At 42.1% G+C, this 13961-nt stretch carries 7 protein-coding genes; 5 read left to right on the plus strand and 2 right to left on the minus strand.

All coding sequences use genetic code 11. The annotated features are described in order from the left end of the window. Nucleotides 1–5 precede the first annotated feature (5 nt). Both NSQ91_RS05900 and NSQ91_RS05905 read left to right on the plus strand, forming a co-directional pair. Nucleotides 6–2264: a PKD domain-containing protein gene (locus NSQ91_RS05900; RefSeq protein WP_076304502.1), complete on the plus strand. Its 2259-nt coding sequence runs from the start codon at nt 6–8 to the stop codon at nt 2262–2264. Nucleotides 2265–2276: 12 nt separating this feature from the next. Continuing rightward, the gene (locus NSQ91_RS05905) at nt 2277–6071 is read left to right on the plus strand and encodes a glycoside hydrolase family 78 protein (protein WP_076304503.1); all 3795 of its coding nucleotides are present in this window, start codon (nt 2277–2279) and stop codon (nt 6069–6071) included. A gap of 87 nt (nt 6072–6158) precedes the next feature. Here NSQ91_RS05905 and NSQ91_RS05910 read toward each other — a convergent pair whose 3' ends face one another. Further along, entirely contained in the window at nt 6159–6791 is a 633-nt protein-coding gene (locus NSQ91_RS05910) for a hypothetical protein (RefSeq protein ID WP_036681725.1), read from the minus strand. A 303-nt stretch (nt 6792–7094) separates the two neighbouring features. On the opposite strand from NSQ91_RS05910, the gene tkt reads away from it, so the two are divergent. Then, complete coding sequence (gene tkt, locus NSQ91_RS05915; protein WP_076128175.1) at nt 7095–9137, plus strand: transketolase; 2043 nt, start codon at nt 7095–7097, stop codon at nt 9135–9137. Nucleotides 9138–9170: 33 nt separating this feature from the next. After that, nucleotides 9171–9488, plus strand: coding sequence for a pyrimidine/purine nucleoside phosphorylase (gene ppnP, locus NSQ91_RS05920; RefSeq protein ID WP_036681729.1), 318 nt, complete (start codon nt 9171–9173; stop codon nt 9486–9488). A 1866-nt stretch (nt 9489–11354) separates the two neighbouring features. Here the strand turns inward: ppnP and NSQ91_RS05925 are convergent. After that, nucleotides 11355–12257 carry an NAD(P)-dependent oxidoreductase gene (locus NSQ91_RS05925; RefSeq protein WP_076206557.1) on the minus strand — a complete coding sequence of 301 codons (903 nt, stop codon included), beginning with the start codon at nt 12255–12257 and terminating at the stop codon, nt 11355–11357. 235 nt (nt 12258–12492) lie between these two features. Here NSQ91_RS05925 and NSQ91_RS05930 point away from each other — a divergent pair, with 235 nt between their 5' ends. Further along, on the plus strand, nt 12493–13848 hold the full coding sequence (locus tag NSQ91_RS05930; RefSeq protein ID WP_036681734.1) for a glucose-6-phosphate isomerase: 1356 nt from the start codon (nt 12493–12495) through the stop codon (nt 13846–13848). The last annotated feature ends 113 nt before the right edge of the window (nt 13849–13961 follow it).

A 13961-nucleotide genomic window follows, 5' to 3' on the forward strand; every position in this document is an offset into this window, starting at 1 on the left:
TCAATATGAAAAAAGATATTTTAATATGTCTGTGCTTTTTGTTACTTGTTCCTTTTGCATTCTCCACATCTGTGCAAGCTGCTGAAACAAAATTAACTTCAATTTCTGTTCCTATTACGACTGGTTTGCTTGGATCTAACAATTCAGCTAAAGATTTTTATTTGGAGCTACCTAATGGTATAACTGGCTCTTCTATCAAAACAGACACTTTAAAATATACTGGATCTAATGGAAAAATAAGCATCTCGTTGGAAAATGGGAAAATCAAAGTTGCACTTAAAGGAGTGCCTAATCAAAAATATATTAGTAATGTAGTAGGATATAAAGCTTCTTGGAAAGCAATGTATAGAACAGACATATACAACTCGATTTGGTTGTATTCAGACGGAAGAAGATGGCAAATAAATCAATACGATGAAAGAAATGATCGGATGGTGACAGATGATAAAATTGCCACTGATGGGTATCCCTCAAAAAATCCACCTAGAACAAAGGTAACGGCAGGACCTTATCAAGATAAAGAATATCTAAAATGGTATAACGGATCGGTAAATGATGTTATTAATGATCAAGATATCATTCAATCTACTATAAAAGTTGTGCCTTTTGAAAAATCATCATATGCAGACGATCCTAAATTTAAAAATGGGAGAATTATATTGAATTATATGATCCCTGACGGTGTTCCTTGGGATAAAGAAAGTAATGACGGATTATCTGGTAAAGCGGAAGGACGAAAGTATAAAGCATTCGCATCCTATTATTACACTGCAGACGCTAAAGTCACCACCTACAGCTACGGGGGAACAGTCAGCTTTGAATATGGTCTCCCAGATGAAGCTACACTCACAGGTTCTGCAATTCTAGAACAACCTAATCCAAACCCAATTAAGTTTGATAATAAGAATGTGCCAGTTAAAATCGCTTTGAAGGGTGAACTGCTATCCTATAAAGATATTTCGAATATTTCAGAATGGATTTTTTATGCCAAAGAGAAAGGTAATGAAGGCTCACTCCAGACAAAAAAAGTGTATACCAAAACTCTAACGGCAAACGAAACTTTCAAGTTTGAAATTCCGAAGGAGAAAGTGGCAGGTAAAAGTAACTACAGTCAAGAGTACGAACTAAGTATAGTAGTGAGATTTAAGAATGAAGTCGTGACCAAAAGAAGTAAGTTCGACTCGTTAAAAGAATCTTTTACAGTCAAAGCAGGAGTGTATACAACCTCAGATCCTCCGGGAGGAGGGTTTCCAGGTCCTACATCACCGTCAGAACTACCGAGAGAGTTAAAACCTCCAGTAGCTCTTATAAATGCACCGAAAACTGTAAAAGCAGGACAAGAGTTTGTAGCCAGTGCAGCAGGGTCGTATGACCCCGATGGTTATATTACGGATTACTTTTGGGATACGCCTAATGCTAAGGGAGAATTGAGCACTTTGCCAAGGGGAACGCTTTGGTATGATAAAGACCATTTGGGGGAACAAACACTTGCTTTGACTGTAATGGACGACGACAAAATGACTGGAAGTACTAGTACTGAGGTTAATGTCATTGAGCCAAAACCAGATGCATCTATCAGGGTAGATGGTACATTAAAGCAAAATCGAAAGGTTATCATACAAAGTTACGTTAGTAGCCCGACCCACTACCCATTAGTAGATGCTAAGACTAAATTCACGATCACAGCCGTATCAGGTGGAACGAATTCTGATATTAAATATAGCGGATCGCTGAACGGAGTATATAGCAAAGATGTGCTATTCAAGAAGCCAGGGAAATATAAAGCAACCATTTATGTGGAGAATACATTAGGGCTAACTGCCAGAAACGAAACAACTTTTGATATAGCACCAGACCAGAAGCCTTTTGCATACTTTACGATGGCTGGAACAGTGTATCGCAATCCTTCAGATGGTAAACAAGCGATCCTATCAATAGATGATATGTCTTACTCTCCAGATCAAGATATGGTGGCTCGTAGGCTTTGGGAATACCGTTACGATTCAGATAACAACGGTAGTTTTGCAGGTGAGCAATGGGTTATTTTTAGCAATGAGAATTTAGATCGTTTGAATCTTAAGGTAAGGGAAGTTGGAAAATACGAAGTGCGACTGACTGTATTCGAAGAGTTTGGCCAGCCGACCATCGAGGAGTTTGTGACGCAGGCTGATCGGCAATCCATAGATTCAGAAGCTACACAAAATGTGATCGAACGGATCTTCACGGTTAAAAATCAGGCACCTGATGTCGACTGGTCATGGTAGAGAGGAATAGAGATGCAGAAATTAAAAAAAACAATTTCAACGTTTATGGCCCTTGTATTACTACTTCTTTCATTCCCTGAATTTTATTCGGGGAGTGTCAAGGTAGAGGCAGCAGGTGACCCAAATATCGTCAATTTTATGGATGTTCGTCTTGAAGGGTTTAACAAAACATCTTCTTGGGACCCAACTATGGGGAATATAGGATCTTTGAATTTGAATATGCCTGCTATGACCCTAACCAATATTACTTTTAATCTAACAACAAGAATATTACGCTACGATTATGTACCTGATGCGCCTGTAGTTTTAACATCAGGGGACATTAATTGGTACTATGATACGCAGCGTACTAGATTTCTTAATATTTACAGTTATATGTACAGGACAGATGGAAGTGGTAATACTGATTATGCTACTGATGCCTCATGGAGAATTGAAGAAATGCCACCTGTGAAAAGTTCGGATAGTCTTCAGTTTAACCTTGACAGAAATACAACCGCTTTTTATGAAAGTTATGCCTATCCAGCGAAGTATGGCATTCCAAAAGCCCTTAAAGTCGCACTAAGAGCAAGTGATGCGCAACACCAACCTAACGAATGGATGAATGGTTGGCATAACAACGTATATTATGATTGGGTTAACATACCTCTAGTAATAAATTCAGCACCTACGCTCACAGTGACTACACCAAGCGAGCAGCAGCTACTGAATGAGCCAGGATTCAGTGGTATGAATATCGAAGGATATGTTCGAGATGTGGACAATAATGATCTAGTCGTTAGTGCTGAAATTCCTAATGTGTTCTATAAACAAGTCAATGTCCAACAGGCACTAAATAATAAATGGTTTTCCATCCCAATAGATGTTTTGGCAGACGGAATTCCTCCCGGACGACACAATATCATTATCAAGGTTGTGGATCCCTATAATTATAAGGATGAGAAATCGTTGGTCGTTAATGTATCCTATAGGCTTAGGAATAAATCCTTTATATTGATTAACACTCCTATAGACGTATCAACCACATACAAGGACTATGAAGGAGATTCTAAATATCAAGAACGCTATAGATACGATCATAACCCGTATTTCTTCGATAATTCGATGGGTATCATTTCGGATAGTGGGTTATGGCGTTCAGAAAGGTATACCTCCTTTCCATATAGCGGACTCTATAACGCAACCTTTCAAGCACGAGATAATCCTAAAAACGATGACAGATTCGATGTCTATCGTTTATGGAGCCGAGATAATTTATCTTCAATGACCTATCATGTTCATCGGAAGCCAATTGCATTGTTTGCTGCCAAACTGGCGTGGGGATCTCTTCTGCTAACAGATTGTTCCTACGATTTGGACCACATCACGGCTGTTAATAAGGGACTTATAGCTTGGCAATGGCAGTATAAAAAAACTGATTCTGAAATATGGACAGATGGTCAACCGCCAGCTCAATTGCCTAGTTCTGGACAATATGACATACGCCTTAGAGTACGTGATGTCGATGGCGAAAATGGGTTGGGGGTCTGGAGCGACTGGTGTGTAAGGACGGTGGGGACTGCAGGTAATCTACCTCCGGTAGCGTTATTTAGTGTTGATCCTAATATTGTTTCCTATCGTAAAGCTACTACCATAACAGACAAATCGTTTGATCCGGATAATGATCCATTAGATGTGTATTACTGGACGGTTATCAAAGACGGTTGGAACAAAGTTTGGGAGCATTGGGGTGGAGCTACAACGCCACCTAATATCGCAGCTTTTGGAATTGGTAATTATCAAATTAGTTTACAAGTACATGACAACCGAGGATTATGGTCAGATTGGTATCGTCAAAATGTTCAGGTGATTAATCACCCACCCGCAGCAGCATTTAACATGCCAGCTGAAGTATATCGAGACACTGTAATTACAATGGATAATCTAACACCAGATCCTGATGAAGATGGAGATTCGCTTGCTTATTTATGGTACGCCAAACTCAACAATAGTCCTTATTATTATGCTGGCAGTAACCGCAACCAATCTTTGACGATACGAGATCTTATTGCTGGAAACGGAATTTCACCGCAGCAGGCTATATCAGAAGGATGGGAAATGCGCCTTAAGGCAACAGATGTACCTAATCCCTCAAGTATTGGAGCTTTAAGTTCCAATGCAACACGTGTATTTACTGTTAAAAATCATGTTCCAACAGCTGCTATTAATGGTCCATCGGCAGTATTCCAATATGATACCCGACAATATACATCTTTTGATGAGGATGGAGATCCCTCCGACGTCGCTAGTCTGCAATACTTCTGGAAAGTAACAGATAGTGATGGCCTTACGCAATGGTTTCGAACTCCTAGTATTGATGTTAATTTTCCTGAGTCCGGTATCTATACATTGGAACACTGGGTTATCGATCAGATCGGTGATAAGTCTAATATAGCTACGTTGAAGGTGAGTGTTACTAAAAATCTAGCGCCCTCAATGACGTTGATAACCCCGGCGGGAACCGTAACCAATCCATCCGTTATAGATGCCGAAATACAAGGAGATCCATTAATTAAATGGAATTATACAGACCCAGAGAGTGATCCGCAGGAGAAGTACCGTTTAGAATTTTTTTCAAAAGACGGACTCTTAGTTAAGACAGTTGAAAACCTTGACACCACAGGACAGCTGCGGCAGTATCAACTCCCTAACCATACATTTAATCGATTTGAATACTTCACCGTATATGGGCGGGCTTATTCCAAATTAAGCTGGTCAGAAATATCTAACGAAAAAACGTTTATCATCGACAATCCGCCGCAGCCCGGATTCACACTTATCACGGATACAGGCAGAGATGCTGCCAAAGAGCCGATTTATCGCACGGATCTTCTAAATATCAAGAGCAAAGCGACGGATCCAGACCTTCCAAAAGGAGATACAATCAGCCATAAGTATGATTTGAAATCATCTAACGGGACGGAAGGATTGGCTAGTACTCAAGCTGAATTTACGAAGAAATTCACCTCAAATGGCGTCTTTACCTTGAAACAAACCGTTATGGATTCTCTAGGACTGTATCGAGAGCTATCTCTGAGTATCACCGTAGCCAACCGTAAACCTACCGTAACGATAACGTACCCAACAAGTACTGACTCAAGTAAGCCTATGATCGCAAGTACGCTTACACCAATCATCAAGTGGGATTATCAAGATGAGGATGGAGATGAACAACAGCGGTATAAGGTACAAATTATCAACTTGGCGACAGGGATGGTTAAGGTTCAATCTGGCGAACAAAATTCAAGTGCCAAACAGTGGCAAGTGCCCGCGGGAATATTGGTTGAGAACGAAAAATATGCCGTGGAAGTGGAAGCTTTTGATGGTTATAACTGGAGTAATATCTCAGCGCGTAAATATTTCATGGTTAATCTACTGAGTATTAAAGGTGGGGTCCAGCACACAGAGGAATGGAATAACAACCGTAAAGGCTACAATTTGAACAAGAGCGGTAATGAGGAGAGTCCAAGAGGCTATAATGTGTTTTGGGCAGGTGAGCGATTTATTTTGCAAGGGATAGCAACCGGTCTACCTGATACTGTTGAGGTAACGATGACGGGAGGTTATTCTACGCAACTAAATCCAACGAACAGTGACAAAACCTTGTGGACAGGCGAATTATATGATCCAGCATTTGTGAAACTTCCCGATGGTCCAGTGAAATTTACCTTCACAGCTAAGAATGAGTACAATACCAAAATAGATACAGTTACTGTTGTGATCGCTGGCGATTGGTCCGAATATTTTCGGAACCATCGTGTGAAGTAATGATACATCTACGACTTTATCCTTTTTCCATCTAAAAAGGGCTACGCGGAAATACGACCCGCATAGCCCTTTTTTACGAGCAACAACTTATATAACTCCTTCAGTCCGTTCTTCATTCATTCTCATCATTCTTGTCGCAACGGAAGGGGTATGTAAAGGTATATTCGTCGAACGTGCAGAGGCTCTTTGAGCTCTACGCACATAATAGGATAACTTGCCGCTGAATATTTTATGGGAACAGAGTGAAAGAGCGAAATCCTCCGGGGTAACAAAGCATGAAGGCTTATTCACAGGCTGAACTGCGGTATTTTCAAATAAGGAAGCAACAAAATGAGAGCAGAAATAAGCGTTCTCTCGATCTATTTTAACATTTAGAAGTACGCCGATCAGGCCTAAAAGATGGTATTTATAACGTTCCTGATTTTTCATCATCCCTTGGACATGATTGTACATGGCATCGTATTCCGTGGCACTGACACGTAACTGATAAATAGAGCAATTTGCGCTGCTATAGAAAGGGTGAATGAAATTTTCTTGAATCAGACCCGCGACGAATGGATTGTGCATTTTTTTTCTTCCGAAGCTGTACACCTCACGTAGTTCACTATCAAAGGCGATCGAAGCATGGTTCAGATCAGCTTTTGTAAACCACTTAATGAAACCACTGAAGGCTGTACCTGTACCGGTAAGCACAATATAAACATCCTTTTTCGAAGTCATGTTCAGAATTCCTTTCCACTTGGAGATATTGGATAATGAATGAAAATTTTACTTGTGTAACTCCATCTTACTTTATATTCGAGCATTGTAAAACAAACTTTAGTCGCAATAGAAAACTAGACCATAGGCTAAGTAAAAACCCGTCTCATGACATAGTTACTTTTGCGTATATAAATGCGTAGATATTGCAAAACATAAGCTGTCAAACAAAGAGTTTTTAAAAACAATTGGAATTGCTTCCACACTAGTGATACAATAAGAGTCAAAATGACATTCTTGAGATTTCAGAGGAGGAACTATTAAATGAGTGAACAAGAACAAGCGATCCAGAAGGAAGAAAACTCAACAGTAGATAACCTGTCGATCACAACAATTCGTACTTTGGCTATTGATGCTATCGAAAAAGCGAATTCCGGCCATCCAGGTATGCCAATGGGTTCTGCACCAATGGGCTACCAACTGTTTGCAAAAACAATGAATCATAACCCTGATCATCCAACATGGGTAAACCGCGATCGTTTTGTATTGTCCGCTGGACATGGTTCCATGCTTCTGTACAGCTTGCTGCACCTTAGCGGCTATGATCTTCCTATGGAAGAATTGAAACAATTCCGTCAATGGGGTAGCTTGACTCCTGGTCACCCGGAAGTTGGTCACACAGCTGGTGTTGATGCAACTACAGGTCCGCTTGGACAAGGTATTGGTATGGCCGTTGGTATGGCTATGGCCGAAGCTCAATTGGGCGCAACCTACAACAAAGAAGGACATAACATAGTTGACCACTATACTTATGCTATTTGTGGTGATGGTGACCTTATGGAAGGGATCTCTTCTGAGTCCGCTTCTCTTGCTGGTCATTTGAAACTCGGAAAATTGGTTGTATTGTATGATTCAAATGATATTTCCCTTGATGGTAAATTGAATCTTTCTTTCTCCGAAAATGTAGCTCAACGTTTTGATGCTTATGGTTGGCAAGTTCTGCGCGTAGAAGACGGAAATGACCTTCCGGCTATTGAAAAAGCTATTGCTGAGGCGCAAGCTGAGACTAGCAAACCGACTTTGATCGAAGTAAAAACAGTTATTGGTTATGGTAGCCCTAACAAACAAGGTAAAGGCGGCCATGGCGGTACTCACGGCTCCCCACTTGGAGCAGAAGAAGCTAAGCTGACCAAAGATTTCTACAAATGGGTATACGAAGAAGATTTCTATGTACCTGATGAAGTTCGTGCACATTTTGCAGAAGTGAAGAAAAACGGAATCGCAGCTAACAAAGCTTGGGACGACAAATTTGCGGCTTACAAAAAAGCATATCCAGAGCTGGCTGCACAATTCGAAACTGTAATCAATGGCGATCTTCCAGAAGGCTGGGATGCTAACCTTCCAACTTACACTACTGAAGATAAAGCAGTATCGACTCGTGTCGCTTCCGGTAGTGCGCTTAACGGTCTGACTGCTGGCGTTCCTCAGCTAGTGGGTGGTTCCGCTGACTTGGAAAGCTCCACTATGACGCATTTGAATGGTTTGACATCTTTCACACCAGAATCTTATGATGGCCGCAACATTTATTTCGGCGTACGTGAGTTTGGTATGGCTGCTGCAATGAACGGTATTGCTCTACACACTGGTCTTAAAGTATTCGGAGGAACATTCTTCGTATTCACAGACTACCTGCGTCCGGCAATTCGCCTGGCTTCGATCATGAAATTGCCAGTAACCTATGTACTGACACATGACAGTATTGCAGTTGGTGAAGATGGTCCTACGCATGAACCAATCGAACAATTGGCTTCCCTGCGTATCATCCCAGGTCTGACTGTTATTCGTCCGGCTGATGCTAACGAAACTTCTGCAGCATGGGCTTATGCTATGGAAAACAAAGAGAATCCGGTTGCTTTGGTTCTGACTCGTCAAAACTTGCCAATTCTTGCTGGAACCGTAGATGGCGTTCGTGAAAACATCAAACGTGGTGGTTATGTTGTCTCTGATTCCAAAAATGGCACTCCACAAGCACAGCTTATCGCAACTGGTTCTGAAGTACAGTTGGCAGTTAAAGCGCAAGCTGCTTTGGCAGAAGAAGGCATCGATGTTCGTGTAATCAGCTTGCCAAGCTGGGATCTGTTCGAAAAACAAGACAAAGAATATCGCGATTCCGTAATTCTTCCAGGAGTCAAAGCTCGTCTTGCTATCGAAATGGCACAAACCTTCGGCTGGGAACGTTACACTGGTGACCAAGGCGATATCCTAGGCATCACTACTTTCGGAGCTTCCGCCCCTGGCGATAGAGTTATGAAAGAATACGGCTTTACTGTAGAGAATGTAGTTAGCCGTGTGAAAGCACTTCTGTAATTAACTGAATAATCATTAGGGGGAGAACAAGTAATGAGTCAGTTTAACAACGCAACGATCGAAAAAGCAGCCAATGTATATTATGGCGGACAAGTAACCAGCCGTACGGTAATTTTGCAAGATGGATCTAAGGTGACACTGGGCATCATGTTGCCGGGTGTGTATGAATTTGGTACAGATGGTCCTGAAATTATGGAGATTCTGTCCGGCGATCTTAAAGTGCTGCTTCCCGGCACTGAGGTATGGCAGGAGATTAAGGGAGCATCAACGTTCAATGTTCCTGGCAACTCTAAATTTGCGTTGGAAGTATTTGAAGTAACTGATTATTGCTGTTCTTACCCGGTTCTATAGAAAACAGACTTTTCTAAGGGCTGTCCTATAAGTAGCTTTTTTCTATGAGTGAGACGACCCGGATTCAATTTAAAAATCTTAAAAGTCAGCAAGGCAGCGGTTCTTCTGTTATTGGAGGATCGCTGCTTTTTGTGTTGTTGGTTGGTGATATTGCTTGATGTTCAATTATGTATTCATCATTCTATTTTGAGGCTTAAGGACTCAAATGACGTTAGGGCTGAATCGGATCATCACCAAATTAGCACTGAGTCATAACCATCCCCACCGCGTACGGACCCAGATGACGTTAGCGCTGGAGCAACACCAATTTAGTACCGGGTCAACAACATTCCCCGCGTACGGACCCAGATGACATTACCACTGGATTCAACACCAATTTAGTACCGGATCAACACCAATCCTACCGCTTAAGGACCCAGCTGACGCTATTAGCAAATTTATAGCCTTTTGAGCAGGTTTTCGGACTCCAGTGCAGCTATTTCATAGAAACAGGCTCATAATTGGCGCTTTTTATGCCAATAGCGACTATGGAGTCCGAAAGCATGCCAAATGTGGGATTATACTGCGAATAAGGTCAGCTGAGTCCGAAGGTGCTGTGTCATCACCAACTTGGCACCTGGTTAGCGCCAACCCACCGCGTACGGACCCAGATGGCGTTAGCGCTGGAGCAACACCAATTTAGTACCGGATCACCACCAATCCTACCGCTGTAGCACCTGGTCACCACCAATCCTACTGCTGTAGTAGTACCGGGTCACCACCAATCCTACCGCTTAAGGACCCAGATGACGCTATTAGCAAATTTATAGCCTTTTGAGCAAGTTTTCGGACACCAGTGCAGCTATTCCATAGAAACAGGCTCATAATTGGCGCTTTTTATGCCAATAGCGACTATGGAGTCCGATAGCATACCAAATGTGAGATTATGCTGTAAATAAGGTCAGCTGAGTCCGATGGCGCTGTGTCATCACCAACTTTGGCACACGGTTAGCGCCAACCCACTGCGTACGGACCCAGATGGCGTTAACACTAGATCAACACCAATGTAGTACCGGGTCACCACCAATCCTACCGCTAAGGACCCAGATGACGCTATTAGCAAATTTATAGTCTTTTGAGCAGGTTTTCGGACACCAGTGCAACTATTCCATAGAAACAGGCTCATAATTGGCGTTTTTCATGCCAATAGCGACTATGGAGTCCGATAGCATGCCAAATGTGGGATAATACTGCGAATAAGGTCAGCTGAGTCCGATAGAGATAGCTGTGTACCGCAGAGGTTACTTAGTTAAAGGAGCTTGAGGTTTGGAGCGAGCGAGGGAGAGGTTCCAGAAAATACGGGATATACCGTAGTTATCAAGCAATCAACTTGGTACCAATTTGCTACTAAACAGTAGCTCACCCAGTGACTATCCAACAATTTCTCCAGTATCTATCCAACAATTCAGCGCTCCTTCAGTAACTTTTCTGAAATTATCTAACAACTCATCCAGTAACTTCTCCAGTATCTATCCAACAATTCAGCACTCCCTCAGTAACTTTTAAGCGACTATTTAGCAACTCATCAGTAACTCCACCAGAACTATCCACCGTTTCATCACTAATACAGTAACTTTTGCGACAAACTAGTACTTCGCGACCTTCTTAGTAACTATCCCACCAACACCACCACAACGTTCTGAGTAACTCCACAGCAACCAATATTTTCTTGCACTACAACTGTTAATTTGGTATTATAATTATACAAACAAACGTTCGTATAATTGGTTTGACAATGGGATTGTCCATAAAGAAAAGACCGCATCGCAATATCATGTGCGAGGCGGTCGTAAATGTTCTTATGAAGTAGGTTTTGAGCTCTTGGATTTATTTATTGGATACATTTGCACCCATCTTTTGGCCGATCCACTCTTCGTAACATTTCACTACGGCAGAGAGATCTTCTTCACCATAACCTTGGGTGAATCCAGCTTGGAACATGCTTTTAGCCAAGCCCAGCATAGGAGAAGGAACGCCTGTGGAATCGCTATGGGCAGAGGCAAGCTTCAAATCCTTAAGCATTAGAGCGAGGGAGAATTGATTGCTGAAATCATCTTCTATGATTTTACGGCCTTTAAGCTCAGCTTGTTTGCTGCCCGCAGAACCAAGTTGTACCAGTTCCAGGAACTTGTCTGCTGGTACGCCTGATTTAACAGCAATGGCGAATCCTTCGGCTAGGGCAACATTATGAATACCAACCATAGCATTGTGAGCCAGCTTGGCCACAGCGCCGCTGCCGTTCTCACCCATATGTAGCAGCTTCTTACCCAAAGTATCAAAGATATCACGATGTTGTTCTATGACCTCAGCACTACCGCCGACCATGAACACTAAGGTTCCTTCAATCGCTGCCGGTTTGCTTCCAGTTACTGGCGCGTCTAGGAAATGTCCACCGCGCGCTTCTACAGCAGCGGCAATCTCACGAACTAGTCCTGGTGAAATTGTGCTGGAATCAATAATTAGTCCACCAGGCTTCACAGCATCAAGTATACCATCTTGACCATAAAACACTTCACGAACCGAATCATCATTGCTGATCATGGTAATAATAACATCCTTACCCTCAGCCGCTTCGCGGGGCGTGAGAGCAGTCTGGGCACCTTCTGCTTCAAGAGGTTTACACTTGGCTGCCGTACGGTTGTATACCGTAACCTGAAAGCCGCCACGTAGTAAATTGGAGGCCATAGGCGCACCCATCGTTCCGAGTCCGATAAAACCGATTTGTTTCATTTATATAGCCACCTTCCGTTTTCTTTATTCTATCACGGCACTTAGTCCAGCACCACAGCACACCTATGTCTTTTGATACAGGAAACGCTTCCAAGGAACTTTGGAAAACTTGGTTCTAATGCCCTCTATGTGCCCTAAGACCTTGCCAGTCAAGGCAAATTAAAGTATCCTAATTATAAAGTTGTAACAAACGGTTTTAAATTTAAAGAGATAAAACAGGAGGTTACCATTACCGATGTCTAAGAAGATTAATTTTGACTACACAAAAGCTCTTTCGTTTTTTAACCAACAAGAAATCGACAACCTTGCCGCCCCAGTTAAGCTAGCACACGAACAGTTGCATAACAAAACTGGTGTAGGCTCTGACTACCTTGGATGGATCGATCTGCCGACAGCTTATGATAAGGAAGAATTTGCTCGCATTCAACAAGCTGCTAAGAAGATCCAAAGCGATTCCGAGGTACTGATTGTAATTGGTATCGGAGGTTCTTATCTGGGAGCACGCGCAGCTATTGAGGCGCTATCGCATTCTTTCTACAATAACCTTTCTAAAGATAAACGCAAAACTCCAGAAGTTTATTTCGCTGGTAATAACATTAGCTCTACATACATCACGCATCTGCTTGATCTAGTAGAAGGTAAAGACTTCTCCGTGAACGTAATCTCCAAATCTGGAACTACTACTGAGCCAGCGATTGCTTTCCGCATTTTCCGCGCTGCTCTGGAGAAGAAATACGGCAAGGAAGAAGCTCGTAAACGCATTTACGCTACTACAGACAAGGAAAAAGGTGCCCTTAAGAAATTGGCAACTGAAGAAGGTTATGAATCCTTCATCATTCCAGACGATGTTGGCGGACGTTACTCCGTATTGACACCTGTAGGCTTGCTGCCAATTGCTGTAGCTGGCATTAACATTGAAGAAATGATGCAAGGTGCTGCTGCCGCTGCGGATGAGTTCAACAATCCAGATGTAGCTACTAACCAAGCTTATCAATATGCTGCAGTTCGTAACGCTCTATACCGTAAAGGTAAAACAACTGAAATCCTCGTCAACTATGAGCCTTCCTTACACTTTGTATCTGAGTGGTGGAAACAATTGTTTGGCGAAAGTGAAGGTAAGGACTTCAAAGGAATTTATCCTTCTTCCGTTGATTTCTCCACAGATCTACACTCCATGGGTCAATTTATCCAAGAAGGTAACCGCAACATTTTTGAAACGGTTATCCAAGTAGATCAAGTAGCTCATCATGTTACGATTGAGAATGATCCGGATGATCTGGACGGCTTGAACTTCTTAACAGGAAAGACTATGGATTTCGTGAATAAGAAAGCTTTCCAAGGTACAATGCTTGCACATACAGATGGTCAAGTACCTAACCTTATCGTTACTATTCCTGATCAAACACCATACACCTTTGGATATTTGGTGTACTTCTTTGAAAAAGCCTGCGGTATCAGCGGATACTTGCTCGGTGTTAACCCATTTGACCAACCAGGCGTAGAAGCATACAAGAAAAACATGTTCGCATTACTTGGCAAACCAGGTTACGAAAAAGAAAAAGCAGAGCTGGAAGCAAGACTTACTGAATAGTATTGCAGTAGGTTTTACAATAGCTATTAATCACAGAACATTCATACTAATGTAAGTCACCAGGAGCAGTCCATAGGTAATCCAATACCGGGACTGCTCCTGACATTATATGA

Origin of the sequence: Paenibacillus sp. FSL R7-0048 (assembly GCF_038004505.1) — a bacterium.
Taxonomy (GTDB): Bacteria; Bacillota; Bacilli; order Paenibacillales; family Paenibacillaceae; genus Paenibacillus_AQ; species Paenibacillus_AQ odorifer.

What these genes read in the sequence shown, in the direction of transcription:
- tkt (WP_076128175.1), top strand. Translation starts at nt 7,095, where the DNA reads ATGAGTGAACAAGAACAAGCGATCCAGAAGGAAGAAAACTCAACAGTA.
- NSQ91_RS05925 (WP_076206557.1), bottom strand. Translation starts at nt 12,257, where the DNA reads ATGAAACAAATCGGTTTTATCGGACTCGGAACGATGGGTGCGCCTATG.
- NSQ91_RS05905 (WP_076304503.1), top strand. Translation starts at nt 2,277, where the DNA reads ATGCAGAAATTAAAAAAAACAATTTCAACGTTTATGGCCCTTGTATTA.
- NSQ91_RS05930 (WP_036681734.1), top strand. Translation starts at nt 12,493, where the DNA reads ATGTCTAAGAAGATTAATTTTGACTACACAAAAGCTCTTTCGTTTTTT.
- NSQ91_RS05910 (WP_036681725.1), bottom strand. Translation starts at nt 6,791, where the DNA reads ATGACTTCGAAAAAGGATGTTTATATTGTGCTTACCGGTACAGGTACA.
- NSQ91_RS05900 (WP_076304502.1), top strand. Translation starts at nt 6, where the DNA reads ATGAAAAAAGATATTTTAATATGTCTGTGCTTTTTGTTACTTGTTCCT.
- ppnP (WP_036681729.1), top strand. Translation starts at nt 9,171, where the DNA reads ATGAGTCAGTTTAACAACGCAACGATCGAAAAAGCAGCCAATGTATAT.